Annotated in this window: 23 protein-coding genes and 1 tRNA gene; 3 read left to right on the top strand and 21 right to left on the bottom strand. The window is 57.5% G+C overall.

What is annotated here, in order from left to right; genetic code table 11:
* Positions 1-13: 13 nt before the first annotated feature.
* The 12 genes from ACYVJT_RS02680 to ACYVJT_RS02735 all read right to left on the bottom strand — a co-directional run bounded on the left by ACYVJT_RS02680 (position 14) and on the right by ACYVJT_RS02735 (position 9,960).
* Positions 14-421 (bottom strand): hypothetical protein, encoded by a 408-nt coding sequence (locus ACYVJT_RS02680; protein ID WP_343958218.1) that lies wholly within the window; start codon positions 419-421, stop codon positions 14-16.
* A gap of 17 nt (positions 422-438) precedes the next feature.
* On the bottom strand, positions 439-840 hold the full coding sequence (mnhG, locus tag ACYVJT_RS02685) for a monovalent cation/H(+) antiporter subunit G (RefSeq protein ID WP_343958220.1): 402 nt from the start codon (positions 838-840) through the stop codon (positions 439-441).
* Positions 837-1,157, bottom strand: coding sequence for an MrpF/PhaF family protein (locus tag ACYVJT_RS02690; protein WP_343958222.1), 321 nt, complete (start codon positions 1,155-1,157; stop codon positions 837-839). Before ACYVJT_RS02690 ends, mnhG begins: the two co-directional genes overlap by 4 nt.
* On the bottom strand, positions 1,154-1,822 hold the full coding sequence (locus tag ACYVJT_RS02695; RefSeq protein ID WP_343958224.1) for a Na+/H+ antiporter subunit E: 669 nt from the start codon (positions 1,820-1,822) through the stop codon (positions 1,154-1,156). The genes ACYVJT_RS02690 and ACYVJT_RS02695 overlap by 4 nt, the downstream gene beginning before the upstream one ends.
* Positions 1,819-3,480, bottom strand: coding sequence for a Na+/H+ antiporter subunit D (locus ACYVJT_RS02700; RefSeq protein ID WP_343958290.1), 1,662 nt, complete (start codon positions 3,478-3,480; stop codon positions 1,819-1,821). The genes ACYVJT_RS02695 and ACYVJT_RS02700 overlap by 4 nt, the downstream gene beginning before the upstream one ends.
* 5 nt (positions 3,481-3,485) lie before the next feature.
* The gene (locus ACYVJT_RS02705) at positions 3,486-3,992 is read right to left on the bottom strand and encodes a Na(+)/H(+) antiporter subunit C (protein ID WP_343958226.1); all 507 of its coding nucleotides are present in this window, start codon (positions 3,990-3,992) and stop codon (positions 3,486-3,488) included.
* Positions 3,982-7,131 carry a Na+/H+ antiporter subunit A gene (locus ACYVJT_RS02710; protein WP_343958228.1) on the bottom strand — a complete coding sequence of 1,050 codons (3,150 nt, stop codon included), beginning with the start codon at positions 7,129-7,131 and terminating at the stop codon, positions 3,982-3,984. Before ACYVJT_RS02710 ends, ACYVJT_RS02705 begins: the two co-directional genes overlap by 11 nt.
* 402 nt (positions 7,132-7,533) lie before the next feature.
* On the bottom strand, positions 7,534-8,115 hold the full coding sequence (gene dcd, locus ACYVJT_RS02715) for a dCTP deaminase (RefSeq protein ID WP_343958230.1): 582 nt from the start codon (positions 8,113-8,115) through the stop codon (positions 7,534-7,536).
* A 74-nt stretch (positions 8,116-8,189) separates the two neighbouring features.
* Complete coding sequence (locus tag ACYVJT_RS02720; RefSeq protein WP_343958232.1) at positions 8,190-8,555, bottom strand: hypothetical protein; 366 nt, start codon at positions 8,553-8,555, stop codon at positions 8,190-8,192.
* A gap of 40 nt (positions 8,556-8,595) precedes the next feature.
* Positions 8,596-9,222 carry an SDR family NAD(P)-dependent oxidoreductase gene (locus tag ACYVJT_RS02725; protein ID WP_343958234.1) on the bottom strand — a complete coding sequence of 209 codons (627 nt, stop codon included), beginning with the start codon at positions 9,220-9,222 and terminating at the stop codon, positions 8,596-8,598.
* A 120-nt stretch (positions 9,223-9,342) separates the two neighbouring features.
* On the bottom strand, positions 9,343-9,567 hold the full coding sequence (locus ACYVJT_RS02730) for a hypothetical protein (protein WP_343958236.1): 225 nt from the start codon (positions 9,565-9,567) through the stop codon (positions 9,343-9,345).
* A 198-nt stretch (positions 9,568-9,765) separates the two neighbouring features.
* On the bottom strand, positions 9,766-9,960 hold the full coding sequence (locus ACYVJT_RS02735) for a hypothetical protein (protein ID WP_343958238.1): 195 nt from the start codon (positions 9,958-9,960) through the stop codon (positions 9,766-9,768).
* Positions 9,961-10,019: 59 nt separating this feature from the next.
* On the opposite strand from ACYVJT_RS02735, the gene ACYVJT_RS02740 reads away from it, so the two are divergent.
* Positions 10,020-10,994, top strand: a complete 975-nt coding sequence (locus ACYVJT_RS02740; RefSeq protein ID WP_343958240.1) for an AEC family transporter — start codon at positions 10,020-10,022, stop codon at positions 10,992-10,994.
* A 31-nt stretch (positions 10,995-11,025) separates the two neighbouring features.
* The gene (locus ACYVJT_RS02745; protein ID WP_343958242.1) at positions 11,026-12,102 is read left to right on the top strand and encodes a hypothetical protein; all 1,077 of its coding nucleotides are present in this window, start codon (positions 11,026-11,028) and stop codon (positions 12,100-12,102) included.
* Here the strand turns inward: ACYVJT_RS02745 and ACYVJT_RS02750 are convergent, their stop codons facing one another.
* Entirely contained in the window at positions 12,103-12,507 is a 405-nt protein-coding gene (locus ACYVJT_RS02750) for a flavodoxin domain-containing protein (RefSeq protein ID WP_343958244.1), read from the bottom strand.
* 80 nt (positions 12,508-12,587) lie between these two features.
* Positions 12,588-14,633: an NHL domain-containing thioredoxin family protein gene (locus tag ACYVJT_RS02755; RefSeq protein WP_343958246.1), complete on the bottom strand. Its 2,046-nt coding sequence runs from the start codon at positions 14,631-14,633 to the stop codon at positions 12,588-12,590.
* 171 nt (positions 14,634-14,804) lie between these two features.
* Between ACYVJT_RS02755 and ACYVJT_RS02760 the strand changes: the two genes are divergently transcribed.
* A tRNA-Gly gene (locus tag ACYVJT_RS02760) sits at positions 14,805-14,875 on the top strand.
* Here ACYVJT_RS02760 and ACYVJT_RS02765 read toward each other — a convergent pair.
* The 7 genes from ACYVJT_RS02765 to ACYVJT_RS02795 form a co-directional block, all read right to left on the bottom strand.
* Positions 14,876-16,621 (bottom strand): ABC transporter transmembrane domain-containing protein, encoded by a 1,746-nt coding sequence (locus ACYVJT_RS02765; RefSeq protein ID WP_343958248.1) that lies wholly within the window; start codon positions 16,619-16,621, stop codon positions 14,876-14,878.
* Positions 16,612-17,781 (bottom strand): P-loop NTPase family protein, encoded by a 1,170-nt coding sequence (locus tag ACYVJT_RS02770; protein WP_343958250.1) that lies wholly within the window; start codon positions 17,779-17,781, stop codon positions 16,612-16,614. Before ACYVJT_RS02770 ends, ACYVJT_RS02765 begins: the two co-directional genes overlap by 10 nt.
* A 174-nt stretch (positions 17,782-17,955) precedes the next feature.
* Positions 17,956-18,834, bottom strand: coding sequence for an HTTM domain-containing protein (locus tag ACYVJT_RS02775; RefSeq protein WP_343958252.1), 879 nt, complete (start codon positions 18,832-18,834; stop codon positions 17,956-17,958).
* Positions 18,831-19,403 carry a hypothetical protein gene (locus tag ACYVJT_RS02780; RefSeq protein ID WP_343958254.1) on the bottom strand — a complete coding sequence of 191 codons (573 nt, stop codon included), beginning with the start codon at positions 19,401-19,403 and terminating at the stop codon, positions 18,831-18,833. Before ACYVJT_RS02780 ends, ACYVJT_RS02775 begins: the two co-directional genes overlap by 4 nt.
* 24 nt (positions 19,404-19,427) lie before the next feature.
* The gene (locus ACYVJT_RS02785) at positions 19,428-20,939 is read right to left on the bottom strand and encodes a phytoene desaturase family protein (protein WP_343958256.1); all 1,512 of its coding nucleotides are present in this window, start codon (positions 20,937-20,939) and stop codon (positions 19,428-19,430) included.
* 105 nt (positions 20,940-21,044) lie between these two features.
* Positions 21,045-21,674 (bottom strand): endonuclease III domain-containing protein, encoded by a 630-nt coding sequence (locus ACYVJT_RS02790; protein ID WP_343958258.1) that lies wholly within the window; start codon positions 21,672-21,674, stop codon positions 21,045-21,047.
* Positions 21,675-21,678: 4 nt separating this feature from the next.
* The gene (locus tag ACYVJT_RS02795) at positions 21,679-22,491 is read right to left on the bottom strand and encodes a metallophosphoesterase family protein (protein WP_343958260.1); all 813 of its coding nucleotides are present in this window, start codon (positions 22,489-22,491) and stop codon (positions 21,679-21,681) included.
* Between the last annotated feature and the right edge of the window lie 13 nt (positions 22,492-22,504).

Genomic DNA, 22,504 nt, shown 5'->3' on the forward strand with positions numbered 1-22,504 from the left:
GCAAGGGCTGCAGTCACCGCGCTGTAGATAATCGGTTCATCAGGTCGACGAGGTGCATTGCCCATTCAACGTTCTCCTCGCCGAGCCGTGTCTTCACGCTGAAACCGCCACCGTCGTGCTGATAGACATGGATCCTGCCGGTGATCCAGCGTTTCTCGTACGCGGCTCCGGCAACCGCTTGGGCCGGCACGTGTTCGGCTACTCGCCAGCCGCGAATCGTCTTGTATTCGGTGTAGACGATGCCTCGGTTGGTCACCACCAGCACCGGGAAATAACTGGCTTTTTCGGTGCAGATCAAGTATTCGTAGACGGTTTCGTCGGATCCAACGACGCGCTCGGGAAGGCTCACGGGCGCCGGGAGGCTCTGAGGGTTGCGCAGTCTGGCATCGATGAATGTTTGTCGAGCTTGAGTCCAGGCCATGGGAGTAGCCTACAGCCTTATTTCGGGCGTGGGTTGTCGTTGTATTCTTGCTCGGCATCCAGCCGGTCTTGAACTTCAATGGCCTTCGCCAAATCGTCCACCGCGATTGTTTCGGGCGCGAGGTGATGCGAACGATACGTCGCCCGCCCCACGAGGTGCGCCGAGACCGGTGCTGTCATCAGTTGCACCAACCACGCAACGATCAGCACCGGGATCACCGCCCAGGTTTCTAGAGCCACGCCGAGTCCGGCTAATGCCAAAAGCAGCCCTAACACCTGGGGTTTGGTGGCTGCGTGCATGCGGGATAATACGTCCGGGTAACGCAGCAGACCGAAGCCGGCCACTGCCGTCAGCGAGGTGCCCAGTACCAACAGGATGGCCGCAACGATTTCGGTCCAGGAGTCAAATGTGATGGTCATGAGCGTGCACCACCGGGGCCTTGCTTTGGTTCGGGTTCTGACTGGTTGGCTTGTGCGCCTTCAACGGTGAACCGTGCCAGCGTCGCCGAGGAGATAAACCCGATGAGCGATGCCACGACCACGATCATGATGTAGTCGGGTTGTCCCGCAAGTGCCATCCACACGGTGAGACCTGACGACAACGCGATGAGTACGACGTCCACCGCAATCGCACGGTCAAGCAGGGCTGGGCCGCGCACAATCCGGTACAGTGCACCCAGCACGCCCACGGCGACAAAGAATAGGCTGATCCAGCCGGCAAGCTCCAGTACACTCATGAACCTATCTCCTGCTGCTCATCTTCTTCGAGTCGTGCGATCTCCGAGTGGCGACGGACCACGCCATCCTGGGCCTGATCTTCTGCCCTGACCAGCTCGTAGTCTCGTGCTGAACCAAACGCGCGGATCATGCGTGCTTCAATATCCAACGATTCGGCACGAAATGCTTCGGCCGATGCTTCATCCGGTCTGTCGATGACATGGAGAAATAACGTCGATGACGGCCGGTCCACATCAATCACAAGCGATCCCGGGATCAGCGCATACACGTGACCAACCAGTGTCAGCAACAGGTCGTCTTGAGTTCGCAATTTGACTGCGACCACCGAGTTGATGACTTTCGGCCCCGGGACAGCCGCCTTTTTGGCCACATCCCAGGTGGCAGCAGTGATCTTCCACAGGAAGAACAATACGAAGGTAAAACTGTGCAGAATATTGACACGGCCCGTGAAGGGCACCGGTGGTAGCGGGAGCAACAGCATCACCAGGGTACTAAAAATTACGCCCAGTACGATGGTGCCTAATGTCAGGTCTTGCCATAAGGCGACCCACACAAATGTGAGCATGAGAATCATCGGCCACTGCGAAAGACGGGAACGCTTGTCTTCAATGGCCGACGGACGATGGTCGGATTCTCGACGCGGTTGTTGCGGTTCGTTACTCACCCCGAACCTCCTTCCGAGCCCTGATTCGTTCCGGCTCCATCGGAACCCGAAATACCCCAGTCCTCGAGTACATCTGCTTCACGCTGAGCTTCCTGGGCGGCTTCTTCGCCGAGGACAGCCTCGATGTACGGGGTGCGGTGAATCAGATCGTTGGCTGCTTTGTCTGCGAAATCATACAGCGGTCCGGCCACCACAGTGAGCGCGACGCCCACGGTGACCAGTGCAATAGTCGGCATGACCAAACCGGGGGAATCGGTGCGTAGCGGTTTTCTGCCGGCCTCAACCCGCTCGGCTTCTTCGGTACCGCGCATCGCCGGATCTTCGGCATCCTCAATTGGCCGCCAGAATACGCGAGTCCAAATACGAATCATAACCAACAGCGTCAATAATGACGTGATGATCGAGGCAGCCACCAACACCCACGCCAGCGGTGTGCCATTGATGACGCCGCCCTCGATGAGCCCGACTTTGCCGAGGAAACCAGAAAACGGTGGGATACCCCCGAGGTTCAGCGCAGGGATGATGAACAGCACCGCCACCAGCGGGGAAATTTTCGCCATCGAACCCAGTCGCTCAATATTGGCCGAACCGGTTCGATATTCGATGAGTCCCGTCACCAAGAACAGCGCAGTTTGGATGGTGATGTGGTGGACGATATAGAAAACGGTGGCGGTCAGACCAATCTGGTTGGCCACGCTGGCACCAAAGATCATGTAGCCGATGTGGGAAACCAGCGTAAACGACAGCACACGTTTAATGTCAAACTGCACCAGGGCGCCGAGTATGCCCACGATCATCGTCAACCCAGCAACGACCAATAACAGCGTGTTGACGCGATCCCCCGGGAACAGCAGGGTCTCGGTGCGCACGATGGCGTATACACCAACCTTCGTGAGCAAGCCAGCAAAGACCGCAGTTACAGGCGCGGGTGCCGTCGGATAGGAATCCGGCAGCCAGAATGACAGCGGGAACACCGCTGCTTTAATACCGAAACCGACCAACAGCATCAGGTGCAACAGTTGTTGCAGATCTGGATCAAGATCGCCTAATTTCATCGCGAGATCCGCCATGTTGACGGTACCCGTGGCCCCGTAAATCATGGCGATGGCCACCAGGAAGATAACCGATGAGACAACCGAGACCACCACATAGGTCACCCCGGCGCGCACTCGGGGGCCGGTGCCACCGATGGTGAGCAGCACGTAGGAGGCCGTCAATAAGATTTCGAATCCAACGTAGAGGTTGAACAGGTCGCCGGCCAAGAACGCGTTGGAGACTCCCGCGGTCAAGATCAGGAAGGTCGGGTGAAAAATGGAAACCGGTTGTTGCGGTGATTCGTCGTCACCGATGCCTTGGGCGGATGCGTAGAGCATCACCGATAAGACGACCGCCGATGAGACCACCAGCATGATGGCTGAGAATCGGTCGACCACCAAGGTGATGGCAATGGGTGCTTCCCAGCCGCCGAGTAAGACGGCCTCGGCTCCCCCGTTGATCCAGACGTCGACCAGCAACCAAATTTCCAGCGCCATCGTGGCTACCAGCGTGGTCAAGGTCACGGCGACCTGACTCACGGGGCGACGCACGAGGGTGAAGGCGATAGCCGCACCCAGAATGGGTAGCAGCACCGACAGTGGGGCCAGCGTCACGGCTGAGATATCATTCACCGACGGTCACCTTCTTTCGGATCTTGTGGGCGGACCGTGGGATCGTCTTGGGTCGTTAGTTCATAGTCGATATTGGGGTCTTCGTGGTCTTCGAGGAACTCGGATTCTTCTTCCGCGAGCTCCGCGTCATCTTCGGCGTCGTAGGCAGGCTGTTCTGCAACCTGGATATCTTCAATATCGACTTGCACTTCATCACGGCGTGCCAGCACCCAGGATCGATAGATCAGGGCCAGTAGGAATGCGGTGACGGCGAAGCTGATCACGATCGACGTCAGGGTCAACGCTTGGGGCAATGGGTCGAAGTATTCGTCATCGGCTACCCCATCACGCACAATGGGTGGCAGCCCAGCCGGACCGGCCATGATGATCAGCAACAGGTTCGCCCCGTTGGTAAACAGCATGAGCCCAAACATGATCCGCGTGAGCGTACGGTCCATCAGCAAATAGACGGCCACAGCGAACATCGCGCCCATGATGACTAAGAGCACTGCATCAATCGTCACTGTGACCTCCCGGGGTTTGAGCACTTGCCCGAGCGGCAGTCATGCGCTGTTCTGCTTCGACCCGATTACGCGTTTCGATTTCGTGACGGCTATCAACCTCGGAGCCCAGCGAACGCAAGACGTCCAAGACCAGGCCAATGACGACCAGATAGACCCCGACGTCGAACACCATCGCAGAGGCGAAGTGCACGTGGCCAAACAGTGGCAAGAGGACTTCCACGTCGTAGGCCTGGAATACCTGCCCGCCAAAAAACAGCGGGACTACCCCTGCAATCGCGGCAATGGCCAAGCCAGAACCCAAGACGATCCCGGCGGGCACATTGACCGACTGTTCCAATTCGTAGCGACCACCGGTGAGGTACCGAATAGCAAAGGCGATCCCAGCCAACAGGCCACCCGCAAAACCGCCACCTGGCAGGTTGTGACCTGCAATGAGCAGGTACAACGACACCAGGATAATGGCATGGAAGATCAGTCGAGTAATCACTTCAAAAATAATGGAACGGCGTTCCGGTGCCATGGTTGCACCGGCAACGATCCACGGTTGACGGTCTGCTTTGAAGAAGTTCGCAAAGCTCTTGACTTCAGAGGCATTCATTGCAGATTCAGCGACGTGATAACGTCCAACGGTCCCCGAGGCAATATCCGAGATCGGTCTGCGTCCACGATCGCGTTCTGCGATGAAGACCAACGATGCAATACCGGTTGCCACGGCTGCCAACACCGTGATCTCGCCGAAGGTGTCCCAGGCACGCATATCGACCAGGGTGACGTTGACGATATTGGTACCGCCACCTTCGTTATAGGACAGATCGGGCATATCTATCGAGATGGGTTCGGCCATCCTGGACGCCATGACTGTGGCTGCAACCCACATCATCGTCAGACCGAAACCAATGGCCAGGAGCGCACGCGCCCACTGGTTGTCGGTCTTCTTTTGCATTCTTGGAATGTTGGGCGGCAAGACACGAAGACCCAGCACCATAGCTACGGTCAACACTGATTCCACGAGGACCTGCGTCAGCGCAAGATCCGGGGAGCCTTGAAATGCGAAGATCGTGGCGAGACCATAACCGGTAGTTGAGACTAATAGGACGGCCCAGAAGCGCCGTTTGGCCCGGATTGCTCCGATAGCTGCCAGGATCATGACCACGGCAAGCAGTAAGAACACCGGATGTCCGCTCAGCATCCAGTCGCCAAAGAAGGCGGCATTGGGTAGCGAAATCGTCGACTCATCGGCGTTGGTGGGGAACAACAGCACCGAAATCGGTGCGAGGACCGTCATGGCCAAGATGATGTAGAGGTAGAACGACAAGTCACCGCGCTGGGTACGACCCGTGACCCAAACCGCAAAGTCATCGAGTTTCGCCATGGTCGACCGATAGATTTTCGCCGCATCGATCCAATGTGGAACATTCTGCTGAGCTTGACTAATGCGGGCTTTGGCAGTGAACAGCAACAGACCACCCACGATGATCACCATGGACAGACCGAGTACAAGGCTGAAACCGTGCCATAGGGCAAGTGGAGCCGCTTCTTCACCGCCAACAGGTGTGAAAGTTTGTCCGAAGGCAAACGGGAGTTCCCCGACCCAGCCCGGCACCAGTGCAGCGATTACGCCTGCCGCAGCCAACAGGGCAGCTGGCATCATGCCGACGCGTCCGAAACCGCGCAGGGCACGAGTTTGCGGCATCGTGACGAGGCCGTCGTCGGTCTGACGCTTCTTTTCTGCAAAGGAGGCCCACATAAACCGCGCAGTGTAGGCCACCGTCAGGATGGACCCGAGGACGACGACCACCAGTGGCGCCCAGCTCCATACAGCTCCCCAGAACGTCGGTTGTTCGACAAGAGCACCGGTGATGTGGCCTTCGCTGCGCCAAGTGGCCCAATCCAGCGAAGCCTGCAACACGGTTTCTTTCGCAACAAAACCGAACAGCGGCGGGACACCGGCCATCGAGAGTGATGAAATCGCCGCAATCCAGAATAATGCGGCGTGTGATTTTCGCAGTCCGGAGAGTTTGTTGAGATCGCGGGTGCCGGTGATTTTGTCGATTGCACCGACCACCATAAACAGCGGCGCTTTGAACAGGGAGTGTGCCAACAGCATGGCCAGTCCGGCGATGGCACCGTTGACCGTACCCAGCCCGTTGGCAATCATCAAGAAACCAAGCTGCGACACCGTGCCGTAGGCGAGTATGAGTTTGATGTCGGTCTGTCGCAGTGCACGCCAGCCGCCCACCAGCATGGTCCACATACCAACGCCCAACACCATGATGTGCCAAATCGTTTCCCCAGCGAATGCTGGCGCAAAGCGCGCGACCAAGTAGACGCCGGCTTTGACCATCGCAGCGGCGTGCAAGTAGGCCGAAACTGGAGTCGGCGCAGCCATGGCTGCTGGCAACCAGAAGTGGAAGGGCACTTGCGCTGATTTCGTGATGGCGCCCAGTAGGACAAGTCCGATTGCCCAGGTCATATAGGACCCGGCGAATTCTCCGGTGAGTAGCTCGCTGCCCTGCGCAATAATTTCAGACAGCCGATAAGTACCCGCTGCATGCCCGAGCATCACCAGCCCGATCAGCATGGCCAACCCACCGAACGTGGTCACAATCAATGCAGTTGTAGCCGACCGACGGGCATAGACACGGTGCGCCTGATAGCCGATCATCAAAAACGACAGGATCGTGGTGATCTCCCAGAAAACGAAGAGCACCATCAAATCATCGGTGACCACCAGACCAAACATGGCACCGGCAAAGGCAAGGAACTGGGCACCGAATGTCCCGAGGCGACGTTCATCGGCTAAGAAATAGCGGGCGCAATAGACGAGCACAGCGGCCCCGACGCCCAACACGATCAGCCCCATAAATGCACTGAGTGTGTCGAGTCGGAATGATAGTTGTACGCCGAGCCGGGGAATCCAGTCCCAGGTTTGTACCAAAACAGAATCTTGACGGTCCCCAGCGGCTCCCGAAGCTAAGAGCTCTTCCGAGGCAAGAACCTTCGGTAGTTGAGCAGCTAACCACACGAAACCAGCGGCCGGAACTGCCGCAAGAATCAAGAAACCGGACCGTCCGGTTCTTTCAATAATTACTGGGGCGACGAGTGCAACCAAGAATAGTGCAAGCAGCACAATTAGCACGGTTGCCTCCGCAGTTCTAGGGGACGGTCACCTGCTTAACTGTACATAGTGAAAGTGGGCGTCTGCACAGTCTTGTGACAATCCAATAACGCAGCTTCTCACACTTAAGTTAAGTTTCATAGGATGTAGTTTGGTTTATCCATCGCTACCCTGAGAAAGAACATTGCGTTAATCACCGTTATGTTTCTGAATGTCCTTCGATCTTTTAGCCGGCGTTTCCTGCCTAAGCAGCACAGCATACGTAGGATCCATCAGAGAAACGTGCCCTGCAATATCGCGGAACTGCGCAAGAATCGCATAGGGCTTCATGGAGTCCCACCACGTCTGCAAGCAAAGGTTTAGGGCAACGGCATTGCGTTTTGTGGCGACAATAACGCCGGTTCTGTTATCAGCGCAACAAATTTAACGGTCGATCATTGAACGGTGAAAATTCAAGTGGGATTTCGACGCTGTTGGTCCGCGCTGGTTTTGGTAGCGGTTCAAATTCGGCCCGGTGCCGTAAGGATGTTCGGACGGCGAGGTCAGCGTGAAAAAGGCCATTTGACCAATTTTGGATCCGGGCCACAATTTGATGGGCAGCGTCGACATATTGGACAGTTCCAGAGTGATGTGACCTGAGAATCCCGGGTCAATAAAGCCTGCTGTCGAGTGAGTGAGCAAACCTAAACGACCAAGAGAGGATTTCCCTTCCAAACGTGCTGCCACATCATCTGCCAGCGTCACTTGTTCGTAGGTCGACCCCAGCACGAACTCACCGGGGTGCAGAACAAACGGCTGATCGGGCTCGACGTCAACCATTCTGGTGAGACCGGATTGATCCTGAGAGGGGTCAATGAACGGGTAGTTATGGTTGTCAAAGAGTCGGAAAAAACGATCCAAGCGCACGTCGACGCTGGCCGGCTGCACCATAGATACATCCAATGGATCCAGGCCGATCCGCCCCGACTCCAATGATTCTTTAATATCACGATCCGATAAAAGCACAAGTTAACGCTAGCCTACAAAAACCCTTGCGCGGCGATTGTGGCGAGTCGCCACGGCATGCAATCTGCACGCAGCTAGAAAATGAGTGCACTTTCATCCGGCAGCTCGACCGCGCTATCCAAGTTCGGAGCAACCTCGAGGTACGACGGCTTCCCGTCATCAACAAACAACATCACGATCCCCTCCGAGATGAAAGCCTCCAGAATCACTTGAGACGCTCCCGGTGGAACCGCCTGGCCGTCCACGAGCAGCTGCACGGAAGGACATTTCCCGCAGCCACACGGTGCCCCAACGGTAATGCGGTCAAGGCCCTCATGAAGTTCTTGGCGCCACTGATACCACGCCTGTTGATCTTCGAACTGGCCCGGGTCTGTTGCTTTGGCGCTGGTCATCATGGCGCTAATGAGCTGGCGTTCCGATGCCGTCAGTGTCCTTGCCATACTCGATCCCCTCCTGGGACAGTGAGCCAGCGCACCAGTCTTATGGTTCGCGCTGGACCGCTTCTAACATCTCTTGAGCAAGGTCCGCAGGTGCATCTTGCCCGGGTTTCTCGCCAATGAACTTCGGTCGCAACACGTGCACGTCGACGACTTCTGGATCGTATTCGCGTTGAATTTGTCGGGCTAAACTATCGACGGCCATCTTCGATGTCGCATACGCGCCGCCCTTTACAAAGCGTTTTTCGACGACGGTCGCGGACGTCAGCACGACTCGTCCACCACCATTGGTGGCCCAGTGTGGAAGCACGCGGGATAAGACTTTTGTCGTTGGGTACACGTTTTTTTCGAGTAGCTGCCGGAGTTGTTCGGTAAAGCCATCCGCGCCGATGCCGTTGTCCATCCCGAAACCACCGTTCAGAAAGAGCGCCCCACGCAATCTGTCCGCATGCTGTAGTGCTGTACTGACCATAGAATCGATAAAATCCGGGTCGTCTAATGAGCCACGCGTGACAGTCACATTGGGATGCTCAAATGGTGCACCCGATATTTCAGAGCGGGTAAATACGACGAGATGGTATCCGGCATCAGCCAGTATGGGCAGAACTTCCTGGCCAAGATTTCCTGTTCCGCCAAGTATGATGAGCGCTTCTTCTGTCTTGTTCGACATGGGCAACCCTTTCGTTTCCGAAAATTCCGGCTGCTTCTAAGAATACCAAGCCCCTAGTGCTGAAACTCAACACTAGGGGCGAAAACTTTTCTGTTTTGCGGTCCGGGGCGAAGTGGCCCGCTACTTCGTCACTGTCAAGCTCGCGCAGAACAGCTCATTATTCTGTTCACGCGTCTTCGTCGATACGTAGGCTACGGCGCCTAGGCTTGCCAATTGAGCAACGATGAGACCAACGGTGAGCGCGTACATCTGCGTAACTGAGGCGACGATGACCAACGCAGACAGGACGGCGACGACAGCGACCAGTGCGCCAACAATTGCGTTCTTATGCTGGATGTTTATCAAAGCTGTTCCCTCCCGATACTTGAATGACTTAATCCAAACTGTTTTTTGAATTACTCATAATTTACCCCGACCAGGTGGTGCCGTCTAGGCAACTTGGGCTTGCCAAATTAGCGAATGAACCGCATGCGCTAATTGGTTATGCTTAGCTAAACACGCGCGATATTCCGCGGTTTCTGTGCGATGAATTACGCAACATCATCATGATCGGTCATGGTTCTCACGACGACTCAGCACGATTCCTAGCCCCACCGTCACCAGCGCAGCGAGACCTACCATCACAAGGGTTGCAGTAAAGTATTCCATTGTGGCGAGGAGCGCAATGCTGGCACCAAGTACAGCTAGCATTCCAGACAGCAACCATATTGTGGTTCGTCCGCGCGGTGGCTCAGCCATTGCTTCCTTCCCTTGAACGAATAGCGTGTGACGTGTAAATATACTGCAGAAAGGCACCAGTGGCACAAGTACTGTCGGGTTTCTTCATCATTTGGCTGATCATTGCCGTCGGCTACGGGGTCGGAAGAACCGATGTACTTGGCAAAAACGCTCAACCGGTGCTGTCTCGCGTGGCATTCTTCGTCGCGTCCCCGGCGCTCCTCTTCAACACGCTTTCAGACAGTGATGTCTTCGTTGTCCTCGGGCCACAACTATGGATTGCGGCACTGTCTGCCGGAGTGGCGGCCGTCGTCTACCTGTTGCTTGCGCGTTTTCTACAGACCAAGCGCAAAGGTTCCGAACGCATGATTGCTGCGTTGTCTGCCTCGTTGATGAACTCCGCCAATCTTGGGCTCCCCATAGCCGCCTACGTGCTGGGTCACGCAAGCTATGCGGCACCGGTCATTCTGTTTCAACTCGCGATCTACACGCCGATCTACGTATTCGTGATGGACAGCCAAACAGCCAAAGAAAACCGTGAGGGACTGTCAGAGACAAAAGTTGTGCGCCCGGGATTTTGGCGCAGTCTTGGCCGGATTATTTCGACAATCCTACGCAACCCCTTGATCATCGGTTCTGCCTTCGGCCTGGTCTTTTCCCTGACCGGCTGGCAACTCTGGGAGCCTCTGGACGAATCGATCACGTTGATCGCCGGTGCCGCCATCCCAGCGATGCTGATGGCGTTCGGCATCTCGCTGGTCGGATCCAAACCATTGGATAAGCGGCAGGGTCGCCGCCGGGACACCGTGCTTGCCTCAGCCGTCAAACTGATCATTCATCCACTTGTCGCATGGCTGTTGGCTGCTTTTGTCTTCCAGCTCGATGCCAATGGCGTGCTCGTGGCCACGGTCTTGGCCTCACTACCAACCGCTCAAAACGTGTTCGTGGCCGCATCACGGTACAACTCGGGCCTGATTGTGTCGCGGGACACCGTATTTGTCACCACTATTCTGGCTATCCCCGCCATGATTGCCGTGGCGGGTCTGCTAGCTTAGGAACGTTGTCTCTTTGTCGAAGGAATGAACGGTGCCCAAAACTTCTGGTATACGGTCGGTTGTCCAGCGACCGGGCTTTTGGGGAATCATCATCGCTGGGGTACTCGTAGTGGCCGGCGTGGTGATCACACTCCTCAACTCGCTGATTTATAACGCTGAGTCGGCGGTCGAAGACTACGTGGAGGCCCTGCGTGCCGGGGAAGGTGAAACTGCCTTGGCACTTTCCCAGGGATATCTGTCCGAGGACGCCCCCGCGAGCATCTCGACGGTGCTTCTGGACGGCGATGGTCTCGCCGCGTCCACAGCATTTCTCGAAGACGCCGAGATTGTAGCTGTCGATGCCGATGTCCCGGAAAGTTACCGGGACGACGAGCTCACCCAGCAGGTGGTAGAAATTCGGTACACAGATGCCGAGGACAACACGCGGGCTACCTCGCTCGTCGTCGATAACGTTTCGACATCGTGGCTATTTTTCAATGAGTGGGAAATGCATCCGATGCCGTTGCAGCAGGTTGAGCTGGCTCCAGAGCCGATGCCGGCCGATGCTACAGCGGATGCGCCCGTGGCACAGGTGCATGGCCAGTCCACCCCGCTTTTAGGGGAGGGCGACGAACCGGCAACTTTGGCAGCCTTTGCACCGTCATTGATTGAACTGGAATATCAGGGCACCTATCTCGAAGCTACTGCACCTCAGCACTATGCCGTCACTGATCTTTTGGCAGCCGGGGCGAGTGCGGAATTCAGTTTCGACGTGGAGCTGACCCCTGCGGTTGATGAGGCGATTACCCAAGAGGTGCAACAGCAGCTGGAGCGTTGCACAGAACAAACGGTGTTGAAACCGGCGGGTTGTCCATTCGGCTATGAAACCGCCAACCGGGTCGTCCCAAATTCAGTCTCGTGGTCCCTTGATGTGCCCGATGTTGAGTACTCTTGGAACGGTTCAGAGCCTGAAATCGATTGGATTATGGCAACGGCCGTATTGGACGCTCAGGAGATTGATATTGGCTCGGGAGAACAGTCGGCAACCGAGTACGAAGAAGTTTTCGAGATGTCGGCAGACTTGGAGCTGACACCTGAAAATCTTCGGGTGGCCCCGAACTGGCAGTAGTTAGGCTGCGCCACGTGTAGTGATCAATGTGACCCACTCGGTCAGCGCGGTTTCATCGAGGTCATCTGTGCGGAAATATGCGGTGTCGCGCGGGCTGAACGCGTCCATCGCGGTGAGCTCGGAGGTGCTGAGCTGATCTTTGGTCCCCAGCGCTGCGATGAATAAGGATTTCCCAGCAAAATCAGCATAGTGTGCTGCCATAAAATTCCGGGCGCCACGGTGGAAGTGCGGTTCTCCTGCCGGTGCTACCACCACAACGGCCTCTACCGAATCGACGTAGCGTCCTGCGCGTGAGAAGTCTTCTGTGGCGGTTGTGACCCCGCGATGGTCCCCCAAGGTTTCTGCCAGTTGTTTGGCGAAGCGTACCGTTGAGGCTTCAGCGCTGTGGGCGATGAGGGTGGCCATGAAACACAAATCCGATCGGGATAGACAACACGTTCGTGTGCCCAGTCTATCCCGATCGGCGTCTGCTGTTGAGTGCTGATCTAGTGGATGCCGCGCAAATCCAAATCCAGGGTGGTATGCGCGCCATCGAAAGCGTCGGCATGCAGGGTGACCGGGATACCCCAGTCTTGCTGATACAGGTGGCACGCCGCCGAATCTGGAATGGGTTGGCCATGCTCACCGTCGCACGCAGCGGCCCGCGCGGTCACATGCAGCACACCCTCCGTCACGTCTGGGTTCAACCGCAATTGGCGGGTCAGACCGGTGTCACGCCCTTCACCTTCCAACAAGAGATGTTCTGGTGTCGAGGAGATGGTCAGCTGCGTTGGATCGCCCCACCGGTCATCGAGCTTCTGGCCCTTGGGGGCGGCAAATGAAATATTGATCGGCACATCGCCGACCACCAGTTTGGTTGCGGGACGCTGTGCTTGTTTGGCCCCTTCATCGACGTGGAGGAACTTCTCCGGCACGTTGATGCGGATCAGCTGGTGGGCGTTCGTTTCCACTACGACGATGGACACGGCGTGGCCATCAGCGTCTGTTTCGACGAGGATGTCGGAGGGCTCCTGAATATCTCGTGCCACGGTGGTGACTTCGGCCGCTTTGGTGGTGCCGTCGGGGTTCACTGTGTCGGGAGCCCAACGACGGATGGCATGGTTATAGGTGTCAGCGATCAGCACCGAACCGTCAGGCAGGTTGGTGACGCCCAGCGGGTGCTGCAGGCGGGCATCGTCGGGGGTCCCATCGCGGAAACCAAAATCGAACAGACCGGTACCGATGACGGTGCCGACCTCGGGTTCCTTCGAATCGGTTTTGGTGGATGGAACCACGTAGCGCACCGCAGACGTTTCGGCATCGGCGACCCACAAGGTGCCCTCTGCATCCACGGACAGGCCAGAGGACTGGGCGAACCAGGCTTCATCGGCTGGCCCATCGACCAGGCCCTCGAGCGCTGTGCCAGCATAGACCGCAAGATCTTTGGTCACGGGGTCATAGGAGAACAGCTGGTGGGTGCCGGCCATCGCAATGATCGCGACACCTTCAGCTTCCGAGTACTGCACATCCCACGGGGTGGACAGCGAGGTTTCCAAAGCGCCTGCTGCAAATGGTCCAAGATCCACGACGTCAGACTGTCCAGTTTCGTCTTGGACACGCTCTGAATCAATCAGGCGTTGAATACCGTTACCGGCAACAGTGGAGACGCCACCGGTTGTGAGGTTCACTGCCCGCAAACGGTGATTGACCGCGTCCGCGATCAACACGTCGTAACCGGCTTGTGCTGCAACGTCCGCCGGCAAAAGTGCCAGACCGTGGGGCTCGTTGAACAGCGCAATCTCACGGCCGCCATCGGCGTAGCCGCGAACCGAAATCGAGTCGGGCTCAGCTTGGCCGGTCTCAGCCGATATCGCGTTGCCGCTGCCGTTGCCACCAATGGTTTGTATGACAGTTTCGAGGTCATCGGCGACTTCGACCAATCGGTGATGGCCGGTGTCCGCCACCAAGAACGTGCTCTCCTGGCTCCCCCTGGAGCCCAATGCGATCGCTTTGGCGGGGAATTTTAGGTCGCGAGCTACCGGTTCGGGTGCGACGTAGGGACCTTCGCCCCGGTGTAGTGTGCCTTTGGCTTCGTGCTCTTCGACCAGCTGGTCGACCAACGAGTAGAGTCCGGAGACGTGGCCTTCACCGGTGAGGTGGGCAACGATGTAGCCCTCTGGATCCACGACCACCAGGGTTGGCCAGGCCCGCGCCGTGTAGGCCTGCCAGGTGATCAGTTCCGGATCGTTAATGACCGGGTGCGCAATGTCGTAACACTCAATGGCTGCGGCGACGGCTGAAGTTTCAGCTTCATACTCAAATTTCGGTGAGTGCACGCCTACGGTCACCAGCACATCAGAATACTGTTCTTCAAGCGGTCGCAGTTCATCGAGCACGTGCAAGCAGTTGACGCAGCAAAACGCCCAGAAATCGAGAATGACGATCTTGCCGCGAAGATCTTTGAGGCTCAGGTCTTTATCGCCGATATTGAACCAGGTCTCGCCGACCAGTTCAGAAGCGCGGATACGTTGTGTCGATGGTGCCGAAGTCATGCCTAGTATTCTTCCCTATCCCCGGATGAACGCAAGGAATTACGTCACACAGAGTAGTCACTTTCACTTTGGGCAAATCGCCCGAATTGTCAGAATCACGCCTAGAACACCCGGCTAGTGTTAAGATATTCCTTGTGCCGTCAACGATAGGACAATTCCAGTCGTCGGTGCGCGGGTGTAGCTCAATGGTAGAGCGCTTGCTTCCCAAGCAAGATACGCGGGTTCGATTCCCGTCACCCGCTCTACTGATCTAAGCTCCAGCGTCGTATTTCTGCATCGGCAAAGAGACGCTCCGGGGTGAACGACGAAAACAAGACGGTCCCGGGATAATCGGAAAGTATTCGACGCAGCGTAGCCAGCCCGTCTTCATCAAGTGCGGCATCAATATTTTCTAATACCAATAACGGTGGAGTGCCTAACAGTGCCCGGGCCAGTTTGAGGAGGGCAACCTCGGCTCTGGACCACGGTTCCCCGTCATTTTTCAACAAGGTTTTCAGACCCTTGTGATGTAAATACAACACCGGACTGAGTCCGACTCGATGCAATATGGCTTTGGCATCTTCGACGGACGTGTTGGGCAACCGGTAGGACACAAGACGCTGGACCGACCCACGTTCTAACGGTTGTCGAACCGATGCCATGCCGACCAGTTCGCGGCGCAAAGAAGCCGGAGCTGCCCCATATTCCGTGCCGTCAATGACGACAACAGGCCCATCGTCGTGGTCTGATTCCAGCGGGTTGATCCCATCGACTAGCACGGCCTTGAGCACGCCGTTGATCCGGTTCGGGTCGGCAGAGTCCAACAGAATGCGTTCACCGGCACGCGCATGCAAGTCTGGCATGGCAGTGTGGTCGACGGTGAGGTTTTCGATGACCACGCCTTCAGCGGGATGCGACGGTGCTGCCGTGTCGTCGGCATCTTGCGGGGTGTGTTCGTTTTTCCAGGCGCGCTCTTTGGCACGGACCGCACGCTGGACCTGCGTGGCCGACTGAAAAATAGGCGCCAGGATGCGCCAAGCAGCGCGGTAATTTTGTCGATACTCAACAACTCGTCCCAGATCGCTCATCGGGGTGGCCATGACACCGAGCAGCGTCATAATCGATGCTACGCCGGCGACGTCGATGATCCCCAGCACAGCAAGAAACACCACCGCGGCGGTACACAGGCTCGCCGCCGTCACCGTCAAGGCACGAATCAGCCCGGTAATGCGAGCGCGCTTGACGGAGGCACCTACCACACGCGAAGAGTCGCGGTCGACGGCATTGAGCTCGCGTCGGACGGCTCCTGCCACTTGAACAGATTCACCGGCTTGGACGGCATCCGCAATGCGAGCCGACATGCGGCCACGATAGCGCCGGACCTTGCGGGCCCGATTGTGTGCAATCCGCGCGAGAAAAGGCATCGCCACTGCGGTGACGACTAGCGGCACGGCAACCGCGATCGCGATGGGCCAGTTGATGAAACCCAAGACGGTGACCACGACGACGACCAACGGCAGTCCGGTCAGCATGGGCACCAGGCCCTGGGCAATCCAGTTGCGCACCGCTGTCAGGTCATTGGAAGCACGCGTGACGACCACGCCGAGCGACCGGTTCCCGATGTTATGTAGAGCGGCTGTGATGAGGCGACGACGCTGCTCGTACACGTAGTCTTGGCCGAGATCTTCGGCGACGATGCGTTCTATCCAGCGGGCTGCGCCGATCCCGATGACGGCTGCGGCCAGCCCCAGCATCGTGGCCCAGGGTGGTGCCAGCTGTGGGCTGGCATTCGCCGTCGGAAGCCCCGACAAGAGTGCATCCACGGTCAAAGCCATCACAAGTGCCAACACGGCTTGGACGATGCCGAGGCCGACTAATCCCAACAGCAGCAACCGACGACGGCCACGCCATACCTTGGGCATGCGTACCGGTTTCTCCTGTGGTTTCTTCGTGGTCTTCTCGGCTTGCTGGTTCGTGTGCATGGTCTGAGTTGGGGTGGTTACTGACATGAGCGCACCAACAGTGCTGTGGCCTGCTCGTCACAGGTGAGGTCATAGGTTGGAATGACCGGCACCGACCCCAGCACCCCACGAGCTTCAAGGGTGGCCAGCGGGGACGAAGTCATCACACCAGAGGCCACCGAGACGTGCAGTCCGGCAGCCTGAAGCTCCTGGACACCGGCCCGCGCTCCCAGCGCGTCGGACGCAGCAAACGCGACCTGATCGATGGTGCCCTGGAAGGTCGCGTCGCGTAGCAGTTGTGCCGTTTCTTCCTGGTATATGCCGTCGGCAATTTCAACTACGACGACGTCGGTATCGGCTTGGGAGAGTTCCTCGACCAGCCCGATGGTCAGGGCCCGCAGCTCGCTCATCTTCAGCTGGAAGGTCGTGGGGTACCCGAAATCGGTGAAATCCAGCACGCGGTTGGCACCGGCATCGTGATAAATCATCGGATCATTGCCCGCACCGGTACCGGTGATCTTTCCGGCACTGACGCGACGTCCGGATTGGGTCAGTCCGTTGATGAGGCACGCCATCACCGTGGATTTTCCCGAGTTCATGGCGGTGCCCAACACAGCAATCACTTCTGGTCGATCTTGCCTAGCGGTAGGGGCTGGCACCGTAGCCGACTGATCCGGGGTGTGATGCGGGGCGTAGTGGGCGATGTTGACGACGCCATCCCGATCGGCCAACAGTCCGATCGGTTCGATGATCGTGGGGTCGTCCATCTTTTCGTGCGCCTGTGTCACCGTGCCAGCAATGCCGCCGGCGGCCACGAGGTGGCATGGCTCAAGCGAATCCGGTACGTGAGCTAAGAACTGGTCGGCCGCGTAACGGTTGCCGTAGGCAAGCATGATCAGCGCACCCTCAAACAGGATGGCTTTGCGTGATTCTGGAGTTTCTACCCGCTTATGGTTCAGAATCTCGGTCACGCGTGCAATGACCACATCACCACTGCGTGGCACGACGGTGCGACCGGTCAGCAGATGAAAATCCGCAGGTCGCTCATCGAACGCAGCGCCAACGTGACGGGTCGTGTAAGAAGCCTGCACCCGCGGCGGCACGCTCGTTTTGAGAATCGTTGACGGTCTCAGCGAGGTATCTTGATCGACGACTGCTGACATTGCAGAAATGGTGGCGGTGTCTGGAGTCACAGATACGGTAGTCATAATGTGGACCTTTCATACGTCGTGTTCAAGTAAGTACAGCTCAACAAGTCATGATGAGGTCAACATGACGGTTCCATGAGAAGGTTCTCATCCAGCGTGAGTGATCGGCCACATGACGCGGTTTCTCGTCGGTTCTCGGCCAGAGAAATTCACCTAAAATTCATGAAAAAATCCTTACCGTACCGGGAAATACGGCAAATATGAGACTCCGGAGGTGTTGTATGGGAATTTGATGCCCATGATGTAGCGGATACCAATATGCATGCCCCATGCCGCGATCGAAAAGACTTGCCCACAGCGTCTGTGGACCATAGAAAGTGGCGAACCGAGTTCGATGGCCAGTGCGCCGACGCCGGCCAGCGTGAAGAACCCTCTGGCGTTGTATAAGTCGTGGGCCTTATCGGGGGCCTTGGTGCCGAAGACTTCTTTGCGTATCGCATCGGCGGCAATTTGGTCACGTAGCGTGTTGCCGCTCGCCCACTTCCATCCTTGTGGGCTCCGAACTTTTGCGACCCCGGAGATGAAATACACCGAACACGTCGCGACATTCATTGCCGAGGCAATACCACCGTATGCCCGATCCACACGCCGCGGCCACAGCGTGTTCTCACGTACCAGGGCATCCACGGACAGTGCATCCGCACTACGAGTGACACCGAGTACCATCTGGTGCAGCAATGCCATGTTGTCGTGATGAAAAATCATGCCCCACGAATTTCTGTAACTTAATGTCCATAACTGCAAGACTGCATTGACCGGCCCGGTGACGCGATGAGCGACCCCCAAGGTCGTCAACATGTTGGTCACCTGAGCGGCGTCGAAGAGTGCATTCGCCACTCGAGGCGGCAGCGGGCGACGCAAAACTCGCACCGGGCCAACCGGGTCAAACGCCGTCTCGTGTTGTGCATTCAGTTTGTGGAACATGGCACGGCGTCGCAGGTTGTTCCATACCGTAAACGCGCCGGTTCCCAACCGCAGCACGGCCGGCCGGCTCGGCGGAGCAGCAGGCCTCAAGGTGTCAACGACGCGGTGCAAAATGTTGAGGGATTTCATGATGGTTTCTCCTGGAGCAGTTCAGCTGTTCCGCCCACCTGGCACTGGGCGCGGACTGTTTCGTGATCAGGTAATTTGACGTGCGCGTCGTGAGAAAAGTACTGGTCAAACTGAAACCTGCTGCGCACGACAAGCACTCGCACGATATTGGCTTCCCGACGGCGCGCTGTTGCCGCGAGAGAATCTGCATAGCGTTGCGCAATGTCTGCGGCATCGCCACGTCGCACCCCGCGGGCAATCTGTTTTCGCACTTGATTGAGTCCACCGGTGCCGTAGTGGCGGTAATGCAGCGGAACACGCTGCTCATCGGCGGTGATCCCCACAACGTGTGGCACCGTCACTCGACCTTTGCGATCGACTGAGAACATCGGATAGGTAGATATCGGAAACGAGTCCTGGGCAAATTTGGTGCGTTTCACCTGCTTGGGGCTACCAACGTAGTGACGCAGCGGTGAGAACAGGACACCGGCAAACGCAGCATAGCCGGCAACAGCCCAAAGATCGCCTGCCGTGACGGGCGGGACACGTTTGGGAAGAAGAGACTTGAGATGTGAGAGCGGAGCGGACATGGTGCTTACCTTCTGTTGTGACTGTCAATCAGCAAAATCACGACTCACCGCCTGCGCCGCCCATGCCCCTGGCATGCCGTGCACTCCTGCACCGGGTGGCGTCGAGGATGATGCGAGGTATAACCGTGGTCTGTCAGAGGCGGTGCCTGCGGCGGCCGAGAGTCGATAGGGGTCCAAGGTCATTCCTGGACGAAGCAGAGTTTGTGTACCGGTCATGGCACCACCGGCGATATCTCCTCCGATCAGATTGGGGTTCCAGTGTTCTAATGCAGTCGGTGGAGTGTGGACCTGCTTTCGGATTCGCGCTTGAAAACCCGGAGCGAAGCGTTCGATTTGGTGCATGATCAACTGTGCGATCTCGCCCGGTGCACACTCTTGATATCTGTGCGGTACGTGCGCGTAGGCCCACACCACGGTCTTGCCGTCAGCCTCTCCGGTGGCCCGTGTCGGATCGGCTGCCTGTTGTTGGCACACCATCACAAATGGGTAGCGCGGCATTGTTCCGCTGGCTACATCGGCCGAGGCCTGCACGAGTTCTCTGCTGCTACCGGCAACATGCACGGTGCCAGCGGTGGCGACGGCCGGATTCGTCCACGGGATAGGACCGTCCAGGAGGAAATCTACTTTGTAGGCGGCAGTACCGTAGCGCCACTTGCCGAACCGGCGACGTGTCGAGGGCGTCAGCATACGATCGGTCGCAGACGCCTGTGGTGTCACCCGCAGCACTTGTGCCGGGGTGAGGTTCAAGATGACCGCATCGGCACGCGGCAGTTCGGCCACGTCGGTGACTTCATGATTCAGGTGGAGTCCTCCACCGTATGAGTGCAACACCGACAGCAGTGCTTGGACGATTTGGCCGGTCCCGCCTCGTACGGCAGGCCAACCCCTGGTCATGCCCAAGGCGCCAAAGAGCAGACCGAATGCGCTCGTGAAGGGTTGCGATAAGGGCACGATCGCATGTGCAGCTGACCCTAGAAACAGTGCCCGCGCCGCTTCCGTACCGAAGAGTGTCTTGGACAGCCAGGAGGCTGGTGTCAGGGCCGGTGGTCCGAATTGGGCGAGCCGCAGCGGGTGCGGTGGGAACCGGAGCATGGGTGCCAGAATATTTTCCAGGTGCTCATCGATGTGGCGTGTCATGTACTGGTGCATACGACGCCAACGGTTGGCGTCTTGTCCCAGACCCTCGGCCGTCGTTTCGAGGTCGCTGTGCAAGACGGCAGCTTCACCATGTGGCAGCGGGTGGGCCATCGGCACTTCACTATGCACCCATTCCATTCCATGAGCGCTCAGGTCCAGATCTCGAAACACGGGGCTGGCCACACCAAATGGGTGTCCGGCTGCTCCCAGGTCGACGATCGTGCCCGAACCGAGCGTGGGCGCGGATGCTGCCGCTCCTCCGGGCTGCGCGTTGCGTTCATACACGTCGACTTGCCAACCATCACGCGCAAGCAACGCGGCCGCGGTCAAACCATTTGGTCCCGATCCCACCACGATGGCACGCCGGGCTCGCTGGGTTGCACGTGGTCGACTGGTCATGCTGCATTCCTTTGTCTGGGGTGATATTTCCCATCGTTGTTGATCCAGATGAGAGGAACATGAGCCGTCCATGAGTCAGCGATGAGAATCATCGACCGAGTGTGCTTACTTCCGCAGCCGCTGCCAGTAATGTTCCCAGCCGCCGACTGCGGTTGCGTGCTTGCCTGCCTCAACAATGAGCCCGTGGAACCGCTGTTGTTCTGCCGAGGTAAAGTCCGCTTCCTGCATAGTGGCGGTCAGCCGACGTCGCATGGCTTCATATCCTGTGGGCGGATCATATCCCGCCGCGGTGAGCATCCGGTGCGCGTAGGTGTCCCAAATGAACATCGGCCGATCGTAGATGTAGAGCAGCATGTCATCGGCTGTTTCCGGCCCGATACCTTTGACCGCCAGCAGGCTGGAACGAAGCTGGTGTGTCGAGAAAGTTTCGGCCGCTTGGTGATGAGCCATAAACCAGGCGGCGTAGTTTTTCACGTAGGTGGCTTTGGCATTCATAAACCCCGCTGGTCGAATCAGGATTTTGAGCTCCGCCGGGTCGATATCGGCAATTGCTGCCGGATTCAACACGTTGTGGGCATGCAGCGCAGCGATCGCCTGTGCCACGTTGACCCAGGCGGTATTTTGGGTCAGTATCGCGCCGATCCCAATTTCAAAATCCGAGTCAGCTGGCCACCATGTGCCGGGATCAATGGCGTCATCGAGGAGCTGGTAGAGCTGACGAAATGATGGGACCACGGTACTAGCCAACGGGTTTGGTGAACACCTCTTCACGGGCCGTAAAGATGACCGAGGAGAAGGTTACGGTCTCGGGGTAGACATCGACGATGGTGGCCCAGCCGTCGTTCATCCCCTGCAATGTCTCAGCCTCCGAGAACAGGTTGAAGTTATACGAGGCAGCCCCGGACACCCACACAGGAATATGCCCGAGTGAACCCGCAATTTGGTGATGATAGTGCCCGGATAAAATAGCCCGCACGTCGCTGTCTTTGATCACGTCGTAGAGCTTATCGGCTTCTTGGAGGCCCGATCCACGTTGCGACACCGTGGTCGCGGGGATGGGCGGATGATGGCTGATCAACAGGGTGCCGTGTTCGGCGGGTTCAACGAGCATGTCACCAACCCATTGGCGTTGTTCATGCGTCAGATGCCCGTAGTTGCGGCCTACTCCGTGGGAATCCACGCCGATAATGCGGAGTCCTTGGACGTCATGGACGGTGTCGCACAGTTCGGGCCCCTGCGCGATTTTGGCCGGATTATATGCGGTACCGACACCACCGATGGGATCATGATTGCCGCCCACCGCAATGAACGGAATACCGAGTTGATCTTGAAAGTGACCAAAGTATGCGGCAGCGTCATCGTGCACATAGTGGTTGCGCTGTCCGATATCTCCCGACACAATAATGGCCGCCGGATCAAACGTGAGCATTTGGTCCAGAGCTTCGCGCATGCGAGTGGGAGTGTCCATCACCTTGCGTAGGAGTTTGCCTTCTTCCACGAGGTGTAGGTCTGAGAGCTGGATGAGTCGTAGCGTAGGAGACGGTTTGGTCATGCTTTCATCCTAA

It is taken from the genome of Yaniella soli (assembly GCF_054782375.1).